The sequence below is a fragment of the Pelorhabdus sp. sgz311001 genome, from assembly GCF_055901755.1.
In genome coordinates, this window is sequence record NZ_JBVXUT010000001.1 from 633,869 (window position 1) to 658,128 (window position 24,260).

General features: G+C 44.2%; 27 protein-coding genes. All 27 read left to right on the top strand.

The features are described from left to right. The first annotated feature begins 33 nt into the window (after positions 1 to 33). The 27 genes from AC0MXB_RS03295 (at position 34) to AC0MXB_RS03425 (ending at position 24,069) form a co-directional block, all read left to right on the top strand. A complete protein-coding gene (locus tag AC0MXB_RS03295; RefSeq protein ID WP_474038183.1) occupies positions 34 to 534 on the top strand; it encodes a hypothetical protein in 501 nt (166 codons plus the stop codon). Continuing rightward, complete coding sequence (locus tag AC0MXB_RS03300) at positions 531 to 908, top strand: hypothetical protein (RefSeq protein ID WP_474038184.1); 378 nt, start codon at positions 531 to 533, stop codon at positions 906 to 908. Before AC0MXB_RS03295 ends, AC0MXB_RS03300 begins: the two co-directional genes overlap by 4 nt. 2 nt (positions 909 to 910) lie before the next feature. Beyond that, positions 911 to 1,321: a hypothetical protein gene (locus AC0MXB_RS03305; protein WP_474038185.1), complete on the top strand. Its 411-nt coding sequence runs from the start codon at positions 911 to 913 to the stop codon at positions 1,319 to 1,321. Position 1,322: 1 nt separating this feature from the next. Next, positions 1,323 to 2,438 (top strand): phage tail tube protein, encoded by a 1,116-nt coding sequence (locus AC0MXB_RS03310; RefSeq protein WP_474038186.1) that lies wholly within the window; start codon positions 1,323 to 1,325, stop codon positions 2,436 to 2,438. Positions 2,439 to 2,522: 84 nt separating this feature from the next. Beyond that, entirely contained in the window at positions 2,523 to 3,032 is a 510-nt protein-coding gene (locus AC0MXB_RS03315) for a hypothetical protein (protein ID WP_474038187.1), read from the top strand. Between the two features lie 166 nt (positions 3,033 to 3,198). Next, positions 3,199 to 3,633 carry a hypothetical protein gene (locus AC0MXB_RS03320; RefSeq protein ID WP_474038188.1) on the top strand — a complete coding sequence of 145 codons (435 nt, stop codon included), beginning with the start codon at positions 3,199 to 3,201 and terminating at the stop codon, positions 3,631 to 3,633. Beyond that, positions 3,630 to 3,857: a hypothetical protein gene (locus AC0MXB_RS03325; protein ID WP_474038189.1), complete on the top strand. Its 228-nt coding sequence runs from the start codon at positions 3,630 to 3,632 to the stop codon at positions 3,855 to 3,857. Before AC0MXB_RS03320 ends, AC0MXB_RS03325 begins: the two co-directional genes overlap by 4 nt. 1 nt (position 3,858) lies before the next feature. Then, complete coding sequence (locus tag AC0MXB_RS03330) at positions 3,859 to 7,857, top strand: transglycosylase SLT domain-containing protein (RefSeq protein WP_474038190.1); 3,999 nt, start codon at positions 3,859 to 3,861, stop codon at positions 7,855 to 7,857. Between the two features lie 4 nt (positions 7,858 to 7,861). After that, on the top strand, positions 7,862 to 8,818 hold the full coding sequence (locus tag AC0MXB_RS03335; RefSeq protein WP_474038191.1) for a hypothetical protein: 957 nt from the start codon (positions 7,862 to 7,864) through the stop codon (positions 8,816 to 8,818). 109 nt (positions 8,819 to 8,927) lie between these two features. Then, positions 8,928 to 10,208 carry a hypothetical protein gene (locus AC0MXB_RS03340; protein WP_474038192.1) on the top strand — a complete coding sequence of 427 codons (1,281 nt, stop codon included), beginning with the start codon at positions 8,928 to 8,930 and terminating at the stop codon, positions 10,206 to 10,208. 11 nt (positions 10,209 to 10,219) lie between these two features. Continuing rightward, positions 10,220 to 11,329, top strand: coding sequence for a hypothetical protein (locus AC0MXB_RS03345; RefSeq protein WP_474038730.1), 1,110 nt, complete (start codon positions 10,220 to 10,222; stop codon positions 11,327 to 11,329). 14 nt (positions 11,330 to 11,343) lie between these two features. Further along, complete coding sequence (locus AC0MXB_RS03350; RefSeq protein ID WP_474038193.1) at positions 11,344 to 12,282, top strand: hypothetical protein; 939 nt, start codon at positions 11,344 to 11,346, stop codon at positions 12,280 to 12,282. A gap of 5 nt (positions 12,283 to 12,287) precedes the next feature. Continuing rightward, positions 12,288 to 13,496 (top strand): hypothetical protein, encoded by a 1,209-nt coding sequence (locus AC0MXB_RS03355; RefSeq protein ID WP_474038194.1) that lies wholly within the window; start codon positions 12,288 to 12,290, stop codon positions 13,494 to 13,496. Beyond that, positions 13,496 to 14,395 (top strand): phage BR0599 family protein, encoded by a 900-nt coding sequence (locus tag AC0MXB_RS03360; RefSeq protein WP_474038195.1) that lies wholly within the window; start codon positions 13,496 to 13,498, stop codon positions 14,393 to 14,395. Before AC0MXB_RS03355 ends, AC0MXB_RS03360 begins: the two co-directional genes overlap by 1 nt. Positions 14,396 to 14,410: 15 nt before the next feature. Next, positions 14,411 to 17,545, top strand: coding sequence for a phage tail protein (locus AC0MXB_RS03365; RefSeq protein WP_474038196.1), 3,135 nt, complete (start codon positions 14,411 to 14,413; stop codon positions 17,543 to 17,545). Between the two features lie 13 nt (positions 17,546 to 17,558). Then, a complete protein-coding gene (locus tag AC0MXB_RS03370) occupies positions 17,559 to 18,422 on the top strand; it encodes a hypothetical protein (RefSeq protein ID WP_474038197.1) in 864 nt (287 codons plus the stop codon). 15 nt (positions 18,423 to 18,437) lie between these two features. Next, entirely contained in the window at positions 18,438 to 18,752 is a 315-nt protein-coding gene (locus tag AC0MXB_RS03375) for a hypothetical protein (RefSeq protein WP_474038198.1), read from the top strand. Positions 18,753 to 18,762: 10 nt separating this feature from the next. Then, on the top strand, positions 18,763 to 19,140 hold the full coding sequence (locus tag AC0MXB_RS03380; RefSeq protein WP_474038199.1) for a hypothetical protein: 378 nt from the start codon (positions 18,763 to 18,765) through the stop codon (positions 19,138 to 19,140). 12 nt (positions 19,141 to 19,152) lie between these two features. Next, on the top strand, positions 19,153 to 20,052 hold the full coding sequence (locus tag AC0MXB_RS03385) for a hypothetical protein (RefSeq protein ID WP_474038200.1): 900 nt from the start codon (positions 19,153 to 19,155) through the stop codon (positions 20,050 to 20,052). 12 nt (positions 20,053 to 20,064) lie between these two features. Next, on the top strand, positions 20,065 to 21,018 hold the full coding sequence (locus AC0MXB_RS03390) for a hypothetical protein (protein ID WP_474038201.1): 954 nt from the start codon (positions 20,065 to 20,067) through the stop codon (positions 21,016 to 21,018). Beyond that, on the top strand, positions 21,018 to 21,299 hold the full coding sequence (locus tag AC0MXB_RS03395) for a hypothetical protein (RefSeq protein ID WP_474038202.1): 282 nt from the start codon (positions 21,018 to 21,020) through the stop codon (positions 21,297 to 21,299). Before AC0MXB_RS03390 ends, AC0MXB_RS03395 begins: the two co-directional genes overlap by 1 nt. An 87-nt stretch (positions 21,300 to 21,386) precedes the next feature. Next, the gene (locus tag AC0MXB_RS03400; protein ID WP_474038203.1) at positions 21,387 to 21,791 is read left to right on the top strand and encodes a hypothetical protein; all 405 of its coding nucleotides are present in this window, start codon (positions 21,387 to 21,389) and stop codon (positions 21,789 to 21,791) included. Positions 21,792 to 21,793: 2 nt separating this feature from the next. Beyond that, positions 21,794 to 22,069 carry a hypothetical protein gene (locus tag AC0MXB_RS03405; protein ID WP_474038204.1) on the top strand — a complete coding sequence of 92 codons (276 nt, stop codon included), beginning with the start codon at positions 21,794 to 21,796 and terminating at the stop codon, positions 22,067 to 22,069. A gap of 2 nt (positions 22,070 to 22,071) precedes the next feature. Next, a complete protein-coding gene (locus AC0MXB_RS03410; protein ID WP_474038205.1) occupies positions 22,072 to 22,440 on the top strand; it encodes a YcbK family protein in 369 nt (122 codons plus the stop codon). Beyond that, complete coding sequence (locus AC0MXB_RS03415) at positions 22,433 to 22,933, top strand: glycoside hydrolase family 73 protein (protein ID WP_474038206.1); 501 nt, start codon at positions 22,433 to 22,435, stop codon at positions 22,931 to 22,933. The genes AC0MXB_RS03410 and AC0MXB_RS03415 overlap by 8 nt, the downstream gene beginning before the upstream one ends. Before the next feature lie 158 nt (positions 22,934 to 23,091). Beyond that, entirely contained in the window at positions 23,092 to 23,622 is a 531-nt protein-coding gene (locus AC0MXB_RS03420) for a hypothetical protein (protein WP_474038207.1), read from the top strand. 99 nt (positions 23,623 to 23,721) lie between these two features. After that, a complete protein-coding gene (locus tag AC0MXB_RS03425) occupies positions 23,722 to 24,069 on the top strand; it encodes a hypothetical protein (RefSeq protein WP_474038208.1) in 348 nt (115 codons plus the stop codon). The last annotated feature ends 191 nt before the right edge of the window (positions 24,070 to 24,260 follow it).

Here is a 24,260-nt window from a genome sequence, read left to right on the forward strand (position 1 = left end):
CCTCTCTTTTCTGTTTAACTGGAGGTGATAGGATTGGATATTCATTTTCAAGTCCCTGATATCGGTAAATTTAATCAGGCTGCAGATAAGGCACCAAACGTACTTTTGAAAAACATGCGGCTTGCGATGAATATATCTTGCCGTGATGTTCAGTCTGAAGCACGCGCCGTTCACATGTTTAGATCGAGAACAGGAAATCTTGAACGAGCCGTTGATTTCAATGTTACCGATAAAGGCGACAATGGAGTTGAAGGTAAAGTTCTTATTGATGAAAACGTTGCTCCGTACGGAAAGTTTGTTCATCCTGGTACCGGTATTTATGCCGGGCGTAGTGCATGGCAAGTTAGGCCGAGGCAGAAAAAAGCTTTACGATGGGTTGGAACTAATGGAAAATTCCTCTTCTCAAGAGGCAACACAATTCGAGGTCAGCGACCGGATCCGTTTCTCTATAAATCTGCTGAAAAAAATCGCCAACACGTTAATGATGTATTTAGTCGTTATACTGATCGTGCGATCAAGGAGGCTGGCCTGTGAGTTACTGTGAGCTTGCTGACTTACGCGATGAGCTTCTAAAAAAGGACGCCACGCAGGATGACATTGATGAGGCAACGGACTACATTGATGATCTTGCCGAGTCTCTTGGTGTTGATCCTGCAAGAATTCTTTCGCCGCCACCATATAAGGTGAAGAAACTTGCCATGGCCTACGCTTTAATGACTACTGCCAGTAATAAGTCGCGGATGAATCAAAAAGGTGTTGATGGCGTCGATGCCTGGGAGCTAAAACGAAAAGTTTTTGCTGCAGAAGTTGATAGAATTACGAGCGAAATAAAGGAAACGCCAAGTATTTTAACAGGCAAAAAGAAAAGATCAAATCTTTTTCAGACGATTGATATGGTTAGGAGGTAGCCATGTATTGGTGGCCAATTATTCAAAACCTTAAAGAGTTTCTAGAGCAGCAACCTGAAATGGCAGACATTATGGTTGTAGAAGGCGCCATTGACGATACTGTCTATCCAAGAATTGAAATTCTTTGGGACGATGAAGGCGGTATGTACCCTCATACATTACGAACTGGCACTGTAGTGCTTTGGGTTGATACCTGGGTGGAAAATACTGCACCCGGTGATGCATCGGCATACGGCCTGCTACATCCATTGCAGGTATCTTTTAACGGTCTTTTGGACAAGTGGACGAATCATGCTCTTAAAAACTTAGGATTGTCCATGAATGTAAAAATAGTGAAGACTGCTTCTGACGGCGGCACTAGCCGACCAATAGCTGGCAGCCGCACAATATTAGAAATAGAATGGAGACGATAAAATGCCAAAATCAGTAGCAATTCCGAGCGCAAGTAATTTTTATATTGGATCAGGACAGGTACTTTTTGCACGAAAAAACAAAAGTGGTCAGCTCGATCCGCTTCGGCATCTCGGCAACGTGCCGAAGTTTGACATGAAACCTGAGGTGACAACGGTCGAAAAGAAATCATCTATGGACGCTGCTAAAAGCGTTTTGGATGAAGCCGTTACCGAAAAGAAGCTTAGTGTGGATTTGACGCTAGAAGAGGTTACTCCCGCTAATTTAGCCCTTGCGGTTTATGGTGACGAAGGCGTGATTGTTCAGGCTGCTAAAACAGCTAGAAATATGCAGTATAAATCGTTCCTGGGGACATACATCCGAGTAGGCGATTATAACTTTGATAAGACTACAGTAAAGGTTAAGCGAGCAACTGCACTTCCCGCGGCGGTTGGTGCTGCAGCTCCCTACGGAACAATTACTGGTGATGGCACAGTAACTTCTGGAGGATCGTACACCGGGACGTCCGCAGAAGATTACTATGTGACGATTTCGGCGCCACCGAATGCGGCCGGCAGTCTAACGGGCTGCAAGATGCAATGGAAAAAAGGGTTAGCAGCTTCCTTTAGTGCCGATGTTACTGTAACAGCAGCGCCCATCACGATTGATTCTGGCGTGCAAGTTACTTTTGCAGTAAGCGGGACAGAAACTTTTGCAGTAGGCGATACGTGGAAAATCAGCGTGACTCCGGCCGTGACTGATTTTGTTGCTGGTGATGATTACGTTGTCGATGATACTCTGGCTCGTAGCGGCATGATTCAGATCCCAGCTGATTCTTCCATTCCCGATGGATCAGATGTACTGATTGACTACGAAGTGCCAGCCATGGCCATTCCTAAGATATCAGGGCTGACCTCAACTACAATTCGAGGGTATCTCTTGTTCTTAGGCGATCCGTCGAAAGGCCGGGTATACAACGGCGAGTTCTGGGACGTTACCATTAAACCGAATGGCAATGTTCCTTTTATTGGCACGGATTATGCCAATTTTGATATTACAGTGACTTGCATGGAAGATAAACGCAACCATCCAGATGAGCCATTTGGCCGTATCATTGATTTGACGGAGGCGCGGGTATAACCCGTGCTTTAACTGTAAGATAAAGGATATTTTAATGTTTTTACAGAAGATAACCCTTAATTACTATTATTAGGGGGATTTTTGATGAAAAAATGTATATTACTAATCTTGAGCATATTTATATTTAATATAAATAGTGCTTTTGCAGAAATAATATCCCGTCAAGATCAATTTTCTAATAAGATGGTTTATGTATCGAGTACTTCTCAAAGAACTCCAAACCCAATAACGAATGAAAAATATAATGCATATTGGTTTGAAAAATGCGGAGTAGGGAATGATGCTACGTATAGTTTTAAAATATGGCTAACATCATATAGCGAATTTAGTTTTAAGGATATACCGATTGAGATAAAAATAGATGACTTACCAGTGATAACTGTTCCAGTAAAAAACACATGGAAAAATAAGTTTGCAATTAATGAGGGCAATAAGCTTTTTTTAGAAGCGGTTCTACCTTTTGATGTTGTAAATAAAATTAAAACTGCATCTAGAGTAGCTATTAGGTGTTTTAGAACAGAAAGCGATTTCGTTTTGATTTTTACTGATGATAGGCTAAATGAATGGAAGACAGTCATTAATATTGGAGAATAGATAATATTGCTCTATGGATTTAAAATACTAGCTGCCTAAAGGCAGCTTTTTTAGGTGGTGAGAAAATATGGCTAATTGAGTAGGCGCAATCCATTTGGCCGCATTATTGATTTGACAGAGGCTCAGGTATAACCCGTGCCTCATTTGTTTTGAGAGGAGAATTTTTATGGAAGACATCAAGGAATTGTTGCCTGACGAGAAAATAGTTGTAGGGTCGGAGGCCGTGAATCTTCGTCCATTTACTTTTGGCCAGTTGCCTGAGTTGATTCGAATTTTCAACGAAGGGCGCAGCGAGTTTCTTCTTGCACTAAATAAAGTGAAGGTAACTAACGGCGATATCGTTTTTAATGACGGAGCGGTTGATGCGGTCTGTGTGCTTTTGGCAAGCCAATGGGAAAGTATCAGTGAACTGATGTGTATGAGTACCGGTAAGGATCAAAAATGGGTTTCCAATTTGCGTTTTGATGAAGGTGTTGAGATTCTAATCAAAACAATAAAGATCAATTGGTCTTTTTTCAAAGAACGGCTGCTTCCGATGCTTCGAACACTTGCGGTAGTAGCCGAGGTAAAAGAAAAAATAAGAAAACAGAAGACGAATTGAATTTCGGATGGTCAGATATTGCCGCCACTTTGGTAGCAAATGGCCACAGCTTTTTTGACATGCAAAAATACTCTCTTTCTCAGGTTCTTGTCTTATTTAAAGCTCATAGACGAAAGACCGCAATGGATCGCCTTAGTTTCATAGTAGATGTTCGCGCTGCTGTCTGGGCTGATGGAAAAGAGTATGAAAAGCATGTAAATGCATTGCAGGAGGAGGTGAAATAGCTTGGCTGAAATTAGTATTAGAATTACCGCGGATAATAAGCAGGCGATTACGGCAATAAAAGAGCTAGTCCAATCAGGACAACAAATCCGGTCTGTTGGTGATCAAGCTGACAATGTCGGTGAAAAAATATCTGCTATTGGTAGTAGTAATTCGTTTTCAGGGCTAAAGTCAAGTGGCGAAGGGTTTTTGGGAACTCTTAGTAAAATTGGTATGTCTATTTATGGGGTTGTAGAATCGCTCCGACTACTCAAAGAAACTGCAGAAACTGTTTTCGGCGTCGGGTTAAAGTATGATCAGCAAATGGAAACCTCGCGCATGGCTATTGCTGGCATCTTAAAGTCCATGACAACATGGAATGACGAAGAAATGAGTCTCAATCAAGCTATGGAACTATCCTCTCAAACTCTTTCGGAAATTGAGCAGAAGGCTGTAAACATCGGCCTAGTGCCGCAAGAGCTTATGGCGGGTTTTCAGTCCATTTTAGGGCCAGGTCTTCAGGCGAAGATGACTCTTGCAGAGATCGTATCGCTTACCACAATGGGGACAAAAGCGGTTAAAGCTATGCTTGGGGCACAAGCTGATGAGATGCAAATTTCCCAGGAACTACGGTCTATTGTTAGTGGTAATATTGACCAAGATTCAACAGTTGCAAAAGCATTAGGTATTACAAATTCAGATGTTCAACAAGCAAAGCAGTCCGCAGGAGGGCTGTTTTCTTATTTAGAGAATAAACTCGGGGGCTTTAAAGAGTTGGCTGAAAAAGAGTGGCCAAACTCCATGACCGGTGTCTTTGATAAGTTTAAAGCCCAATACTCCCAAGCTTCTGGCAGCGCATCTGAATCAATCTTTCAAGCGATTAAAGATGAAGTTAAAGATCTCAACGAATATTTATTTGTCACTGATGAGCAAACGAAGAAGGTAACATTCAATCCAGACTTATTAGATAAGATAAAATTAGTTGTTCAATATACGATTAAGTTTGGAGAAGGCGTTGTTGAAACAGGAAGTCATTTAGCGCAGTTAGCGTCAGGGCCTCTTAGCCTTGTATTAGGGCTGTCATCTAATTTGTTTGATAGTTCGCAACAAATTCTTCTTACTTTTATTGCTTGGAAGGTTATAGAAGAAATTAGACCTATTCTCACTAATTTACGGCGAGAAGCAGGGCTTAATTTAGTTGTATTTAAGGCTCTTGTTGAAACGTCAGGTACATTTAAGGCGACTCTGATTACAACAGGTACTGTCATGAAGGGACTGCTAGTCACAACTGGGTGGGGGCTTCTTGCTGTTGCTATTGGCTACGCGGCAGACCAAGCATTCAGGCTTTATGACAATTTAAGCAAGTCAAATAAAGAAAAGAAGGATTACTTCAAAGAGAAAGAAGCCGAAAATGCCCCTATTCCGCAACAACTTGAAGGGAAGCTTCAGGCGCCACAATATGATGTCAATTCAGATGTAAATATGGGTGGAATGAGTCAGGATGCAATTTTGAAAATGGAGAAATTTATTTCTGCCATTAACTACATGTTTCCTGATAAGCATGTTACCGTAACGAGCGGATATCGGGAGTGGGGCGGTCATACAAGCGGTACTAAAGCTGATATTGTAGTCGATGGGATGGAAGATCCCTTTTTTCGGCAACAATTAATGAAGCTTGCTAAAGATTTTGGTATTGCAGTTTTAGATGAGGTCACTGCACCGGCATCAAGTTCGCCTGAGGCGTTAGCGAACTGGGGCCCTCATCTAGATATTGATATGGGATCGAAAGCCGCTGATGGTAATTTAGGCCTCAAAAATGAACCAAGCACATATGATATTCAATCTAAAAAAGTCGAACTTGTTATACAGCAAATCAAGAACCAAGCTGAAACAGATAAGAAAGCGGCTCAAGTTGAATTAGATCAGTTAAATCTACAGATTAAAACTGGTACTATGGGGATTGATGCCGATCTTAAAGTTGCTGAGCTTGAGCTCCGAAAAAAGCAGATTGATTTGGATGCAATGACTGCACAAAAATCAGCTTACAATACCTTGTATGGTGCAGATACTGACGGTTCTCATAAGGATGACATAGCAAAGAAAATACTAGAAATTAACACGACACCTCTCCAAAATGAAATTAATGCAGGCACAGAGTCTCTAAAAGAAATGGGTGCAGTTTTAGGGCTTACAAACAAGTCATGGCGAGACAATGCGGATCAGATTGATAATTTCACAAATGCTCTCATTGGGATAGAAAGTGGCGGCGATTATAATGCTTTGGGGCCAGTAATTGATGGAGACCGGGCTTTAGGAAAATACCAAATCATGCAGAGCAATTGGGCTAATTGGGCGGAATCGGCTGGATTAGGGAGAGGTGCTGATTGGCATATTCCCGAAAACCAAGATGCGGTGGCTAAGAACCAATTTGTAGAGCTGTTTAATAAATACAAGGACTGGTTGAAAGTAGCGATTGCTTGGCATGCCGGTGAAGGGCATGTAAATGACACGGATGAGCAACTATCTCGGCTTTCTGATGGGAATATGACAACACTGGAGTACAAAAACCGAGTTGCTAGTTTTATGAGTAATAATGCAGCGCAGTGGCAAAAGCAGATTCCCCAGTATGTTCCAAACATAACCAATAGCCTCTCATCGCTTTTTGAAAAAATACAGAACTTGATGAGTAAAATGGCTGAGATTGATTTCATGAAAGCAGAACTTCAAGGAGATACTCGACCTCAGGCATACGCTAGCATTGATAGCAAATATGAACCTTACATGAAGCTGTTTAAGGCGAATGGGCAAAAAGAGTATCTCGATAAGACATATCAACTGGTTCAAATCGAGAAAAACCGCGCCGATTTTACTCCAGTTACACAGAAAATAGACAAAATAAATAAAGATATTGTTTCAAGTGAGACGGAGCTTTTGGAAAGCGTGTATGCGGGGACAAGAGATCCGCTGCTTGCCATCAAGGAATACACCAATATCTATACAACCACGACTAATAGTTCGCTTGAACAGTTAAAAAAGCAGCTAAATCAGGCGCTTTATTTGGGTGATACAACCCAAACAGTAAAAATTAAAGAAGCAATTCAAGGTTTGCAGACAGCCATTGACGATTTTTATGATAAAACAATTAAGCAGATCGATGCTTCTGCTCAATTTAAGGTGTCAATGATTAATGCGAATCCGAAGACAACAGATTTAGAAAAATCCAATGCCATTGAATATGTTCAGAAGCAGCAGTACCTTGATACAGCCAAAATTCAATTGGCTGAAGCGGAGCGACTTACCAATCTGACCAAAGAACAAAAGGCTTCATATGAAACTATAACCGGAAAAAGCGCAGATTTTACAGCGGAAGTCCTTAGAAACTCAGCTACGTTAAATGAGGCTCTAGGTAAAACCCATTCTTATATTGAGGATTTATCTAATGCAGCGCGACAAGGTCTCAAGGATGGTTTTTTAAACTTTTTTGAAGAAGGCATTTTCAAGGTGCATAAGTTCAGCGATGCCTTTAAAGACCTCATAACTAGCATGCTTCAGGAAATGAATAAGATTACAGCCAAAAGGCTTACTAGTCAGATGATGGCTTCTATAAACCTTGATTTTGCACAGGAAAATGCCGATGGCGGTCATATCCAAGGTCCAGGCACTGGGACCAGCGACAGCATATTGTCTTGGCTTTCAAATGGTGAGTTTGTTATCAAGGCTGCGTCTGTAAAAAGATATGGAACTGCTTTTTTCCATGCTTTGAATAATGGATTTCTTCCACCTTCTCTTTTGCCGCGCTTTGCTACTGGCGGTCAAGTTGGTGGAAATGCTGTGGAAGGTGCAGCCGGTCTTGTGGCAAGTATTTCAACCGGAGGAACGTCTATTCCGCTGACCATCGTCAACGTAGATGATCCAAATAGAATGGAGAAATTTTTTGGTACCTCCCGCGGCAGTAAGGTAATTATGAACTGGATGAAAGGCAACGCGCCGACTGTCCGGCAGCTACTCAATATTAAGGGGTGATTCGATGGCGACAATGACAGGAACTGCACGAAAGCCGCTGCAGCTTCTTAAAGATGTTGTGGCATTTCTGATCGATGCAGGAAATTTTGGCGCCGGTAACCCGTGGCAGCTACTAAGGCCAGCTACGGTGGATGCAATAATTGACGAAGTAATTCTTAAAGGAGTCGGCGATGGGCACGACTCCATTTTTGTTGGCATGAAACTGCAGAAAGGAGCAGACGAAGGGCAGATTGATCTGCTCCTCAATGGCTTTGCTGGCTTTGATGCAAACCTCGACTGGCGAGAGCAGCCAGGGGCGATTCCTCACAAGAAATTGCCTATTTTGCCGCTTGTGGAAGATGTTTTTACGACTTACTGGCTGACGGCAAATACAAGCCGTTTTATCATCGTCACTGAGATGTCCACGCAATACGAATGCTGTTATTTAGGCTTTGCAACGCCTATAGCAATATCGAGGCAGTATCCATACCCGCTGCTGATCGGTGGCAGCTACGTTGAGGGGAGCAGGTGGACTAGCTACACGGACGGCCATAGCGCCTTTACTCATCCTGGAAGCGATACTTATGGTGGTTTAGGCGGTTATCGCGATTTACCGACCTATACGGCCAATGATGGAGATACTACTCTGCGCATGAGGCGGCCTGATGGGACGTGGAGAGCGGCGCTAAACAAGACTCCTTTCGAGTTTTTAGGAGTTTGGCCAACAAATGTGAAGCCAACAAATACGCTGACTGTCTATGATCAAGTGCTCACGATCGAAAATGTAATTCAATATCCGTTTTTGCTCCATGAAATGCACCCAAATGGGATCGTGGCCCAACTGGATGGCGTGCGGTGGGTTGGCAACCGAGAAGACCTGGCGGCAAAGGATAACATTATTTTAAATGACAAGGTCTACAAGGTCTTTTACAATGTCTTTCGCCGCGAAAACGATCAGTACTTTGCTATAGAATGGTCGTGATGAAATGCCATGGACAAAAGGATTTGCAACCGACTATGAGGATTTAGTAGAAAAGATATCTCTCTGGGCAAGTGATGCTGCCGTGCATGGCGCGGATGCCTGGGAGGTAATGCGAGCAGCTCCATATCCGGCAGGAACCATTTTAAAAGGGTTTGGCTGGCGCGATGGGGAGCATTTTTATGCCGGATTAATGCCGAGGGATATTGTAAAGGGGAAAACGTATGTAGAGTGGCTGATGAAGTGGTCTACGATCGCGAAGTATTTCATGGGCTATGATACGCCGTTTTCGGTTAACGGAACAACAATTTCATTCCCTGGTGGCAGCATGAGTTTTTCTGAGCCCGAGATATTCCTGAAATCGGCAAAAGTCTTATTTTTTAACACTTTTAAGCAATACTCCGATGGCCTAGATTGGTTCGAGCAGCCAGGCGGTTATCAGCCGCTTAAACCTGCGCTGATGCCTCTATTAGTGACTACGAGCGGATCAGACGGACTTGGAACTGCGGAAGCGCCGCTTCCGCCCGATATTGGTTTTCCCGCTTTTGGCATGGATAGTGATGGACCGAAGGATGGTCGGCTACAGTATTGGATCACAAAAGACCGTCACAGAATGATCATCGTTTCCTTGAACTGCGATGTGTGGGAAGTTGCTTATCTAGGCTTTATTGAGCCATACCAGGCACAGTTTCAGTATGCATGGCCAGCTGCAACTGTGGGAGCAACAACAGGAGCAATTAAGCAGGGGAAGTCAGTCCACTTACATGGAGCGCAAGATCCTTCCCCTGTGACAGGTCTTATGTTCGATTACACTTCTTCCAATTGGTCGCTAGGACGCAGCCTGCCAACCATGGCCGGAATGACTGACGGCACTGATCATGATCTGTCTCAAGTAATTCTGACTTTGCCAGACGGTAGGCATGCTGGCTTTGCAAATTTTATTCAAGGGGTCGAAGTGATTCCGGAAATACAAAACGGAAAAGTAGTTGCCTATTATTTTCCGCAGTCTTTTCCTGCACGACCAGGCGTTCAAGGTAATCTGATTCGACCAACATGCTCAGACATCGGCGGCACCACTCATATGTACGGAACAGGAGAAAAGACTCAGTATCAGTTGGAGCCGCTTGAACTGTTGGAGGCGATCGATGAAAGAGTGAATTTCTTCGGCCGCTTGGAACGTTTTTATTGGCCGAGCATTCCGATCGATCACGTTGGCGAGATCACGATTGATGGGAAACTTCATCTAGCGGTACCGAATGGCTGGGCAGACCGCGATTTTTGGATACACCACGGTTGCGATAAAGTTTGGCAATACGAAGAGCTGTTAGCGATGCAGCAAAAAATTAAGAACATGAATAAGCAGGCAAACTGCCTGATACGATTGGAGGACTGAACGTGGCATATATGAAATACACGGGCTTAGTCGGCCCGAATGCGGTGTTGACGGCGATTCGTGATTTTGCTGTGGCCCAGGGATGGACGATCTTAGAGAACTTGACACAGGACATGGCTATTGATGGCAGCGGGCAGAGCGATGGTTTGAAGCTAACGATTCAGGCACCAGGGAATAGCGATTTAATTATTTGCCTGCGCAGCGCCAATGGCAAAGGCATCTTTAATACGCAAAACAATTTGAATAACGCCTATGGCATCGGCATGGTTTGCCCGACCGGCTACACAAGTACGCCAGCGAGCGGAGTTTGGAGTGATCAGCCGACAGTAACCCGTCAAGTAAGTGTTAATGCCAGTACGGGGCAGCAGGAAATCATCGGAGTCGGCATTCCTACCAACCCATCCGAGGCCTGCACGGCATATGTAAATTTAATAGTTGATCCAGAGCCGCTTTTTATAGTATCGGTAGAAATTGAGCCAAAGACCTATGTTCACTTAGGGGCTGGGCTAGTGCAGAAGATTGGCAACTGGGGAGGCGGAACGATTTTTTCCGGTAGCCGTAACAGCCAGAATATGTTCACCACGAAGTTCGATGCGGACACAATCGACAATGACAACAGCCTTTTATTCGCTATGAATAAGCAGGCTAATACATTCTTACTCGCCCAGGTAGATGCAGCGCCGAATCGGAAACCTGCTGTCAATTGGTTGAGCGCTGGTGCCGATGATAAAATGAATTTTAAGTATATGTACACGGGTAAGCTTCTTGGCCTTCCGGTTAAGCAACTTAATTTTGTGCAGGAGGCATATGATCCTAAGATTCCAAGTTATCACATTTTCCAGTCGCAAAAATCGGATGATGTAGGACGAGACTGCAATACTCTCAATTGTATTACAGTAGATTTGCCCCTTGCTGTGTATGTGCAGCGGGATCCGGACGTACTTAGAAACTATAGCCAGGTCGGTTATATTCCGGGGTTTTTCTTTATTTCGGCGCGTAATGTGGCGCCCGGGCAAACCTACGAAGTCAGCTGGCCGCAATCGGGAAATTTGAATCAGGCTTTTCCGCATTCTCGGCGCGGCGGCAAGCTCGGCTATGACGGCTTTAGTGTTAAACAATAGGCGGTGGGGCGGCTATGAGTACACGCCAAGCAATTGATTTTGCTTCGCTGACAGGAATATGTTTGGAAAATGCTAGTCTCGTTCGTGCGCAGCATTATCAAGATTCCGTTAGGATCTTAGATTTATCTCATTTAGGTAGGGACGGTACCATTTTTTTGTATGGTGACGAATTGACCTGGGATGATATTTCTAATCTTGCCATGTCAATGGGGGATAACCCTAACTTCATATACGCTGAGCCAGAACCAGGATGGAGATATGAATGGAATCTAGGTCGCAAACGTTTTAGCGTGTCGGATAATCTCGGAGGTACAACAGTCTATGAAAATATTGAACATTACGAAGATCTGCTGATCGGCTGGGACGTAACGCAAAGTCATGCTTTTGTAATTGTAATCGATGCGAGCTATGCGCCTGATCCATTCCCGATCGGAACCAAATCCCGCGAGCGTGAGGCGAAGGCGCAGAGCTATGTTTGGGGTGAAAACGATCGTTACCTACTTGGGGAAGATCATTTCCTATTTGAGCAGATTATAGGAGTTTCGCGTCAATTAGGCGATGGTAGCGCGACAATCTTTAAACCGGACCTGATCAGTCATGAGTCAGTTCGCGAGCCGCTTTTTGCGAAGACGCACCCGCTGCAGCAGTCGGGGGATTATCTTATAAACATCATGTTTACAAGCTTAGTCGATGCAATTATTTGCGGACGGCCGCTTCCTAAAAGGACAGGACAGGAAATTCCCTTGGGGCTATTACTTATGATTCAGCAGTTTTCTTCAATAGATGCTGCTTCATTTCCTAACTCCTGGCCATGGATGCTCTATAAGCTTTGGCAATGGCAATGGGAATATACGAAGCCGCCAGGGCCGCGTCCAGGGGATGACGATTTTTCAGGGCCAAGTAAAGATCGTATTTATGATAAAGTCTTTGACTTGTCGCCGAATTGGGGGTGATTTGATTGTCTGGTAATATAACGGAAGAGCTCGTTTTTGAAACGCAAATCCATAAATCTTATAGCAACCGTGAGCAACGGATGGCCCTTCGCCCCAAGCCGCGCAGGGTGATGACATTTGACTATATTGCGTTAAAGGCATGGCAGAGCCAGTACCTTAGGCAAGTGGCGTATGCAAAGCAGACCGAGGCCATCAAGGTGCCTCTTTGGTTTGCGGCCTATGAAACGGAAGATACCATTCCGGAAGGCGCCACGATGGTTAATGTGTCTAAGGAAATGCTATGGCAGTACCGCGACATAGGAAATGTCGTGCTTTGGTACTCTGATGAGTTCGGCGGCAATTATTATAAAATGCGCAATTTGGCCATCGATGGAACGATTCAGCTAGATAAAAGAACAACGCTGACATGGCCGGCAAAGAAAACCATTATACTCCCTGTCGCTTGGGGGACGTTAAAGCAAGAGGGAAACTACAATATGACTACAAGCGTTGTCGGAGATACGAAGCTCTCTTATGAATTCCTAGTTGATTATGATGCTCCTGAACAATTGATAGCTTATGATGAATATCATGATGAGCCATTGAATTTGTTTTGGGGGCAGGGGATTCCAAACTATTACAAAGGTTATGAGGTCTTTATGACGCCGCCAAGTTGGACCAAAGATATAGCCTCTTCGTTTTCGCGCAATGCCAAGCGCCTTGATAATGATACAGGGATATTTAAATATGATCTGCGCAGTAACGATCCAAGCGAGACACTAGATATTGAGTATGTTGGGCTATCGCGGCCCGAGATTAATAATCTGCAGCGCTTCTTTACGCGCTGCCGCGGATGCTGGAAGTCCTTTTATGCGCCGAGCTGGTTCAATGACTTCGAGTTATTGCAGGACGCCTTACCAGGACAGCAATTCTTTTATGCGAAGTGGCCACTTTATTTCAAATACTATACCGGTACCCAAAAGAAAACCCTGGCCGTATTCTTACGAAGCGGCGAGGGCTTTTTGTTAGAGGTGGCAGGCTATGCCATGGACAGCACTGAGCAGTATGGGAAGATTTATTTGGATTCGGTTTTGAAGCGCCCGCTTCGATGTGATGATATTCAAATGATTTCTTTTTTGAATAAATACCGCCATGATAACGATACGATGACGACGGACTATGACTCACAAGCTGTTGCGACAACATCTTTTAAATTTGCGGAGGTGATTGACTAATGGCGAATAGCAATATAGGTACCTATGAATATTCCGTACAAGACGGTGAGCCGATTGAATGCTATCTCTTTACACACGAAGGAGATAGCTTTTTATATACCTCTCATTGCGAGGCCGTCAGCGTTTCCATTAAAACAAATACAGGCTTTCAGACTATGTACTTTGAAGCCGATTATATCAAGCGGGGTGAAATTAAGCCGACCGGCCGCGGCGAAGCAGCGACTCTGGATATAAATGTTGCGATAGATAATCCCATAGCGAAACTCTGGATGGGGCCACCGCCGGAACGTGAGGTTAAGCTTTGGGTTTTTAGGCTTCACCGTCCAGATCTGAGTCGCTATGACACTGTTTTTACTGGAAGGATTGGTCAGGCGTCATTCGAGGATTCTGAATGCAAGCTGACTGGTAAAATGGAAAGCTGGCTTGAAAAAGAGTTACCGGGCATGTGTAAGCAGTATTTTTGCGGCAACTTAATTTTTGATCGTAAGTGCCGATTGAAAAGTTCCGACTATGAAATCACTGCTTTTCTTGATAAAGTGGAACATAACATTTATCTTTATAGCGCTGCTTTTGCACAATATCAAGACGGTTATTTTAAAGGCGGAGTTGTGAAAAAGGACGCAGACATTCGCATGATCCGCGATCATGTCGGCGATAAGATTACATTGCAATATCCTTTTATTACAGTACCTCGCAATAATATTCAAGTACTACCTGGTTGCGACCATTTATTTGGCACTTGTGCTCTCCGGTATAAAAACACTTTAAACTTTACTGGCTTTCCTTATGTGGCTCCAGCTAACCCGAGCCGCAAGGATGTTGGTAAAGGCGTCTATTGGGTTGATAGCCTTGTTGTCAAAAGAGACACTGATGGAGTAGTTGGCACGATTAGCCTTTAGTAGGAGGATTTTAATATGGCAATGTCGCCGTTTACAGGGTGGGCTGTATCCACATTTCTTTTGTGGCGCCTTGGAAAAAATAATAATGGTTCTTCCGAACAGGCTGATGCCAAACCGGAAGAGTTAACTGCAGCCGAAACAGAAACAGGAAAGCCGATTCCTGTCGTGCTTGGTAGGGGGCTTATAAAAAATCCGCTGACAAGCTATTTTGGAGACTTTCGTGCGGACATTTACACGGAAGAGTATGCTGCGCATGCGAGCTTTTCCGCATGGCCTATTATACTTACTGGATTGCTTTCGTGGTTGCTAAAGCCTAAAACAGGCGATTCAGTTGATGCCAATACCAATGGCCATAGCAAGGATACCCATGAACATAATTTAAAAGTAACTGGGCAAGCATCATTGACTCAGGTGAAAAGCGGGGAACATGCTCATGACGTAAAGGAGACGGAAGGCCCCAATTTTTTGATGATGTTAGCGCAGTGGCTTCTTTCTTGGCTGATCAACGGCCGTAATTTAAAAACCACAATTCAGAAGGGGTTCAAATATTATTTAGGCTATCAGCAAGTTGTTTGTTGGAGCGAACCTGGCATGAGACTCAAAGCTGTCTATATTGGTCAAGAAAAGGTGTGGGAGGGCGATGTTGTTAGAGAAGATTATCAGAATGGACCATTTATTATTAAGGTTAATAATGAAAATCTTTTCGGCGGTGTAGACGAAGGCGGTGGGTTTATCGGCGAGCTGCACGTATACCTCGGTGGCGATAATCAGATGCCTGATCCCTGGATGATTAAGCAAATGAAGGCTGATACCATAAAGCAAGAGATTAGAGGGTTAACCCCAGCATATCGTGATTTTGTTAGCGTGGTTATACCAACAGCATATATCGGGAAATCAGCAAGAATCCCAGAAATGTGGTTTGAAGTTGAGTTTACGCCAAATCGCCTGGGCATCGGAGGTATTGGTGGTGATGCGAATCCGGCAGAGGCGATCTATGAGATGGTCGTAAACGAAAATTGGGGATTATCTGAGAACATGGATAGCATGGATCAGGAGGCTTTAAAGGCAGTCGCTACGACTTTTGCAGCGGAGAAAATGGGCGTGACAGTCAAGCTCGAAACGAAAGAGACAGCTCGAACAATCCTAGACTCTCTTTGCGATCATTTGAACATGGTCCGTTATAATGATCCATCAACAGGAAAGCTCACATTTAAGCTCATACGCGATGATTATGATCCACTTAAAGTATTGTTATTGAACGAGGATAATTGCGAAAAGGTCGTGTTTACACGAATTGATTGGAGAGAGACGATTGGAGAAGTAGCTGTGACCTATACCGATCGATCAGCCATATATGAACAGGGGACCATAAACGACCAAGACGCGGCAAATATCACGATCAATGAAGGGACCAAGAACGATAAGTCCTATTCATTCCTCTACTTTACAAACTCGGGAAATGCTTTGTGGGCGGTGCAGCGAGAACTTCGCCAGCAAGGCTACCCGTTGGCTGGATTCACGATTACCGGCAACCGTACATTGTCGGGCCTTAGAACTGGCGATGTAGCCAGAATCAATTGGCCAGCCTATAGCAGCATTAAAAATATGCTGATTCGTGTGACCAGCGTTGATCTGGGCGATTTTGCAGAGGGAAAGGTGACAATCGAGGCTCTTGAAGATGTATTTAGTTTGGATAAAACCGATCTGAATTTTAACGGCAGTACAGACTGGCAGCCTGAATTAAAACATCCTACTGGGGTGCAGGATTATTCATTTATCGAAATGCCTTACGAAATTATTCCGGAAAAATCGTCCTACGTCTTCGCCATGGCGGCCAAGCCCGATGCCGATACTTCGCTTTGGAAAGTGTGGAGGAAAAAGGATGGCAGCAGTTTTGAATCGACAAGCAGTATGACAAAATGGACAGCTACAGCTAGACTTGTTTATGATTACCTGGAGTTTTCTCCTGTTGAGGATCTTGTCGGGATTGAAGTCGTTGATATTTATGGCCTAGAGTGGCTGCATGACGATACTCCGATTAGTGGCAGCCCTGATCTGACGGCGGCTCGAAAAGGAAGCAAGGTAATCGTTCTTGGCGATGAGGTCTTGGCGTGGAGCGGCATCAAGCAGATGGCGAATGGCCACTGGAAGGTTACCGGCATTTTACGAGGCACCCATGATACTGTACCTCGGTTTCATAGCGCTGGCGAGATCATGTATTTCCTTGAATCCGGTACCTATGCGAATGTGACAAGTGGCGGCGCTGTGGTGAACTCAGGGCAGACCGTGGTAGAAGAGTACAATATCACGACAGCTACAGCTTACTTTGAAGAAGAGTTTTCGGATGCGAAAATTAAAGTCGTAGAAACTGTAAGACGCCCGGAGCGGCCCAATGCCCCTGGGCGTTTTCGTATGTCTGACTTCGGTGCTCAGAATCGATATTTTTCGAACGAAGCCGTGGGCGATATGACATTCGACTGGATCGCGAGAAATAAGGAATTTAGCTTTGGTTGCGTGTCCCAGGATGATCAGAAGGAATACTTTACGCAGCAGCAATTTAAGCCTATTGACGACCTCGAGTATCTGATCAAGGTCTATGTTGGGGGTATTTGGATCAAGGATTATACAACGCAGGCAGCGTCCTGGCAATACACTTGGGAGCAGCGCTGCCTGGATAGTAGCAATGTTTTGGACAAGACCAGGATCGAAGTGTACAGCCGTCTGAATGGACTTACTTCGTATCAGCCGCAAGTTCGCTCTTGGCAGTGGCAACCGCCCAGTATGGTAAATGCCTGCGAAAGCGAAGATGCCGCCTATCGGCAGCTTTTAATGTGGGATACCGATGATCGAGTCGTGGTCCCTGTTGGACCGCTATGCGATGTAGAGCGTCAGTTTATGCATTACGATATGCCTGTTATGCTGTTAGGCACGCCCTGCGGTAGAAGTATGCCTGGAGCTGTTGCCTGTTGGGACGGCAGTTATATTTTGCCGAATGGCAAGATGATGATCATTACCGAGAAGTGGGGATGGAAGACCATTGATCTTCCTGTTGGGTATACGATTTACTCCTGGTGGGTTCCGGAAGCCAGCGGCGGTCGTGTGTATTATAGATGGAATGGGGCAGGTATGGATCGGACATTAGCCGAGTAAAGGGGGAATGCAAGTGGCTGTTACGAACAATTTGAAAATACCATTGATCGATGGCAGTAAGAAATTTGGGAAAGACAGCATAAATGAAGCCTTAGAGGCCGTAGATCAAAACGCTTTACCGATGAGTCATGCTGATAGTGTGGCTCATTTTCCTATTTGGCAGCCTAAGCTCACTGTGGCCAAAGGCGATATCGCCCGAATGGACGGTCTGCCGCAATGGGGCTTTTTGGAGTGTACTGTTGCGGGGATTACGGCAGCAACGCCGCCAACTGGTTTTTACGGCGAAGGCGATACAAAATTAGATGGCACAGTCACTTGGGTGTTGAAAAAGATTGGGTCCGGCAGGCTGCAGCATAATGATCTTTTGGGGCGCAGTGCCGCCGATCAGCATCCGATTGAGGCGATTACGGGCCTTAGGGCATTGCTCAATACTTTAATCACAACAGCCGATGCGCAAAAGTATACAGACCAGAAGATAGCCGATCTAATTGGAGGAGCGCCAGAGGCTTTAGATACTCTAAAAGAACTCGCTGATAAGCTATCCTCTGAGGACGATTCCCTTGCCGCTATAATCACTCAACTAGCAAATAAAGTAGACAAGGTGGAGGGCAAGGGCCTTTCGACGAACGATTATAGCGATGCAGAGCGGCAAAGAATTGCTGATCTTGAAAAAGAGGCCCATACGCATACAAACAAAGACTTGCTCGATTCCTATAAACAAACAGAGGCAAACCTCGCTGATGCTGTTAAGAAGGCCCATGAGCATGATAACAAGGCGACATTGGATAAACTGACGGAAACTGACGGGATTTTGCTTTATGGTAAGGCCAGGCTTGCAACCAAAAAGGATATTGTAAAATATGCAATCGTTCTATAGAGAGGGGGCTAAAGCATGATTTTAAATTCAGCGGTACCGACAACCGGTAAAAGTATTTGCGCGACTGCAGCAAATAGTAGCTATGCTGTTACAGCTGCTTTTTTCTGTAATACTTCAAATGGTTCACCTGAAGTATTGAATCTCTATCTAGTTTCCAAGACCGGAGGCGTTGGAAGTCAGTCTCTGATTATTAATAATCTAGAGATAAAGGCGGCCGATACTTTCGTCCTGGACACGGAAAAAATAATTCTCGAAAATGGGGACTATCTGTATGCAACGTGCTCAAATGGTAATATATCCGCGACTCTATCCGTCATGGACATAACGTAAGGAGGCCGTCATGAAGTTTATAAAAGAAAATCAGCTTGCTAACGATCTCACCGCGAGCCTGGCTAAGCAATTAATCGAAATCGAAAAGACTGTGCCGGTTACGGCTGGTAATTCAAATTTCTTTGCTGCAGTAGTCAATTACGATACCTTTGATATTCGCACTGTTTATGCGATATCGGACAATGGCGGCGCCTTAAGGATATCGCTCTTTGATTCGCCTCAGGCGGACCGCGAGATTTATCGAAGCCTTGAGCAGTCGGTCATCAATGATATTGCTGCGGTACCTTGTCGAGATAAAAGCGGCGGAAAAAGCTTATACATCAGGGTTTCTAATACAACGCAGCAAGATTTTAATGTTAAATTGCTGATTAAATTAGTCAATCTGTAAGGAGGGATGACTGTGGCTTATATTTTTAAATCAGGGACCGTGAAACGGACTGGTGTGTATGATTTGATTCTTAATTCGCTGCTTGCAGCTGGGTGGCAAAATATCAGTTCAAATCTAGCCGATGGTGATGTTTTGGTGAGTAATGGAATAAATGGTGACAAAAACTTAGTTTTTCAAATGTTTCCTTATCCAGCTTCTGCTATTGGAATGAGCGCGGCTAATTATAACAGTACAACTTATTCTGTTAGGTCAAACCAAAACAATCAAACGGAAATAAATTTCCGCTTGTGCATGAAGTATACGCCTGGGGCAAGTGGCGCGGCGGGAAGCACACCTCGACCAGCACAAACAATCAACAGGTGGGTATTTGCTAACAATACAAGCGTAACTGTTGATCCAACGACAATTTTTGAGTATGACATTTACGTCGATAAAAGCAAATTGATTCTTGCTTTAAAGGCGCCTGATGTTGTCACGAAATATGCTTCTTTGCTTTATATCGGCCTTCCTGATACTCAGCATGTTGTAAATAATTCTGATTCGAGAGGTCTTGTTTTTGCGGCTTCACCACAATTGAACATGAATGCTAGTGGGGTTTTGTGTTGCTCTGATTATCCTCATAATACAATGGGAAGTTATGGCGATATTTATAATTGTGCGTTGTCTTATATTCAAATTTCAAAAGTACCAAACTGCAATGGCGTGTATCTTTTGAATGAGCCTTATTATGTCTCAGATATATGCGGAGAGGTCGGAAAGTTAGACGGTGTGTATATGGTTGGCGATAGCCAAAAACTTAACCATGGCGATATTATTCCTGTTGGCAATGCCAAATTCAAAGCACTAAACGTAACTAATGCCGCTTGGTATAACAGTTTTGCAAAAACTTTTGTTGCAATTCAAATTGCGTAAAGGAGAGATAACATGGCACAGATTTTTACTAAAGGCCAATGCGCTAAAAAAGATTTATATGATATGTTTTTGACTTCATGTTTGGATGCAGGATGGCAAAACATAAGCTCTAGCCCTGCTATTGATGGCGATGTTCTTCTTAGTGCAGGAATAAACGGGGATAAGAAACTTCTGCTTAGAATTTGGCCTTATTTACAAGTGACTTCAGCTGCTAACAATGCAGCTTATAGCATGAGAACTGTTGCTACAACGCATAGATGGAGCGCCCAGCTTCAACTTGGCTATACACCTGGCGCGAGTGGAACAGCGGGAACTTTCTTGCACCCATCAAGGCCGTACTACAATATGGGACTTTTCATGCCTGATGGCTATGGAGTAAGCCCCGCTGATTTACCACTAGACGCGCTGATTGATTATTATATCTACGCTGACAAAAATAAAATCATGTTGTTAACGAAGCCGTCAGATGCTTACACAACCAAATGGGTCTTTAATGTATTTGGACTTCCTGACATCCAGTACGCAAAATGCGAAAATGCCAGGGGAATGTCGTGGCTTGGATCGTTTATACCAGGGCTTCCTGCGTGGAACCAGTGCGTAACGGCGGGGCCGCCCGACGAAGGAACCGGTTTGACGGACGCTAATATGTGGTATCCTGACATACAACAAATTCGTGCACCTTTTTCGCCTACCAGACTTCAGCCTAACTTAGCAAAGAACTTTTTTCTGAGTGAAAATTATCTTTCTAGTCCCAGTTATGGTATGATCGGTAAGTTTGAAGGCTTTCTTGCTGGTGGCGGTAATAATATCAATAATGGTGATACGATCCAGTACAATGGCGACACATACACCTGTTTTCGCATAGATACTTTTACACTTAATTATCAGCAAGGAACAAATTATCCCATCTCTACGTTTTGGCCAGAAGGGAACGCGCCTTCTGCCGTTGCCGTGAGGTTATCATAATGGCAGCGTTACCTTGCTTCGCCACAAAGGATAATCTATACGGACCGAAAACTAGCGTCAATCCAGATTCTTCTATCGCCATTCCTAAGGTGGGAGCATATCAGATTAAGCCGATTGGATCGATCAAGAAAGAAAGTGTCTTGGTGGGGACCAAGAAAACTCATAATAAAGGAACAACCGTTACTAGCTCAGTGACGATTATTAGCGTGAATCAAATAACCGGCCCACGCCAGTGGCCACTTGAAATCGCATGGAAGAAAGCCGAAGTCGGGGAGTCATGATTAAAAGACGAAGAATGCCGCGAGAGCCTTGCAGTCGCTAAAGATGGGGCTGTTTTTTTATGACCTTTTAACGCCGGGGGTGAGAGATTGGATTTAGCAAAGTTTTTAGTAGATATTTTCAGAGAGTTTGGTGCTGCCAATACTGTGTTTTTAGTCATGCTCGGCTGCGTTGTTTGGGTGACAGTTAAGGTATTGCCAAAATTTATTGAGCGCATTGTTTTAGCAATTGAGGGGCTTGGAAAAACTTTCGCCGCACATGACGAACGGGCCAATTTGTTATATCAGCAGGTAATGTCACTGCAAAGTGACATTAATACTATGCAAAAAAGCGCCATAACACTTGAATCAATTATGCGGATACACGAACGAATTGATAAGGCAGTGCTGGTATTGGCCACGAAAGAAGATGTTGATGCGGTATTAAAAGCATTGGATAGGCATTCTGATGAGTGTGAGCGCCGCAGTGAAAGAATTTTTGATAAGGTGGGATGAATTTGAAGGTAGTTAAAAAGTTTATGATTAGTCTTCTTTATGAGGGAGGGCAACCTAGCCGGACCGGATTATTTAGCATTATAGCGTTCTTAGCCTTTTTGGCTGGGAGCGCTTATTTAATGCTTAAAAATCAGTCGTGGCCGCATTATGACACGTTCGCTGCTCTTACTGGCGGTGGTGGTCTCGGAGGTCTGGTTGGAAACAAATTCATTAATAACAAATACGGCTCACCAGAAGGCCAGCCGTATATAAAAAATAATCAAAATGGGGGTATGTAATTATGGAAAGCAAATATTTTTCTGAGTCTGAATTAGTATGCAAGTGCTGCGGACAACTGCCGGAAAGCGGTATCGACGAACGACTATTGGAAGTGTTAGATTCTATCCGTGAACGTGTTGGCGGTCCTGTAAGTTTGTCTTGTGCTTATCGTTGTCCGGATCACAATGCTGAAGTCGGAGGCGTTCCCAATAGTCAGCATGTTCAAGGATGTGCTGCTGATGTATTGGTGCCGGACAATATGAGTGTCGACGAGTTAGCGGAAATCGCGGAAGAATGCGGCGCTGATGGAATTGGACGTTATTATGACAGCCTATTTGTCCATGTGGACACGCGGGGCTATGCAGCGAGGTGGACTGATCAAGATGCCTAAGATGTCACCAGAAGAATTTATCTCATGGCTGGCACCAGCCGCAAAGGTGCAATGCCAATGTTATGGGCTCCCTGCTAGCGTTTTAATTGCTCAAGGGGCGATGGAATCAGGCTGGGGAGAATCTGTTATCGGGCAATTTAACCCATTTGGGCGTAAAGCTGTTGATGGCGATAAGGCGGTGGCTGTTTGGACCCGCGAATACGGCGACGAAAACAGCTATGCAGCTGATGATGAACACATCTACATTGGATCTGGTTGGTGGAGGATCAAAGCTACATTTAAGGACTATGATAATCTTTTGCAGGCATGTGATGATTGGTGTATTTTGATTACCCAAGAACCTGTATATGCAAGTGCCTGGGGCGTATGGTGCGATACTGAGAATATTGAGCTGTTTGTACGGGAACTTGCTACGGTATATGCAACTGATCCAGACTATGCTGACAATATCATGGCGACAATCAAGGCTAATAGCCTTGAACAATATGATTGAGCATGAAAGCCATAGTTGAATTACTTAAATATATCAATGACCTAGAAGCAGAACTGCTCGCTAAATATCCTAATGCAAAAGCGACTATAGTCGCCGTGATGGATAGATGGCGAGCTGTTGTATTTCAAAACGAAAAAGAGAAGGGAAGATGATTTTACATGAATTTACTTGGAAAAGGTGTACCTACGGCGCTGATCGGGAGCGAAGGAGATTATTATGTCGATACGCTAACCAATTTTGCCTATGGCCCAAAAACAAGCGAAGGCTGGGGCGATAAGAAACCTCTTGCTAGTATTTTAGACGACCTTACTGAAGTCGCGCCCGATCAACCAGAACCGGCTCCAACTCCTGATTCTACTAATGTTGTTGATCCTACGCCATTACAAAAATTAGAGGCTAAGATTGCTGAATTAGAAGCAGACGGTAGTGAGATGTATACAGTGCCGATTTTAGCACTGAAATATGAAAGAGATAAGTTGATTCTGATTTCTAATTCTAAGGCTAAAGCCGCACAAGTTCAAAAGGTGGTACAGGAAGCCGCCGAAGAAGTAGAAGAAGGTGTGAAAGATGCAGAGCAAGCCGCTCAGTCTTTCTGGCAAAAACATGGCCGCTCTATTACCGATGGAGCAAAAATTTTCTTTGCTGCAGCTTCGGCGGTTGAATTACTTATTTTACTGATCAAGCACTAAAAACTAAAAATCGAAAGGGATGGAAAAATGAATGAGAAAGTTAAGTATGTTTGTATTGGTATTGTTTTGCTTATCGTTGGGTATGGGGTCTACTGGTTCATGCTCAGGGACGTACACACTGACGGAACAACAGCTGCAGACGTTACAGAACAACTTGGAAGCGTTGCAGCAGAACAACGAGGCGCTGAAAAGTCTCTTGATCGAATCGACACAGGACTTGACGACAGCCTCGCAGGAGTCGGACGTCTTGAAGAATCAAATCGAAGTGCTGAAGCAACAGCTGCAGCAGTCGGAGAATCAAATAGCCGAATTAAAGCAGCAATTACTGACGCTCAAGAACGAAACGGCAAGTGCGCAGAAATCCTTGCAGACAGCGAACGAAGAATTAAAGAGTGCCAGTCAGTCCTTCAAGAAGTACGCAACGGAACAGGAACAACTACAAAGTGACCTACTCTTTCAATGCACGTTATGGAAGATCATAGCTGGCTTGGGGATTGGTTACGGCTTGCATAAGTAAAGAATTACCCCCTACTTTGGCTGCGAGGCTGAGGTAGGGGGATTTTAATATAAAAAAAGTGTAATCGATTGGACAAGCAGAAACGACTTTTGGCTACATTATAAACAAGTCACACTATAGT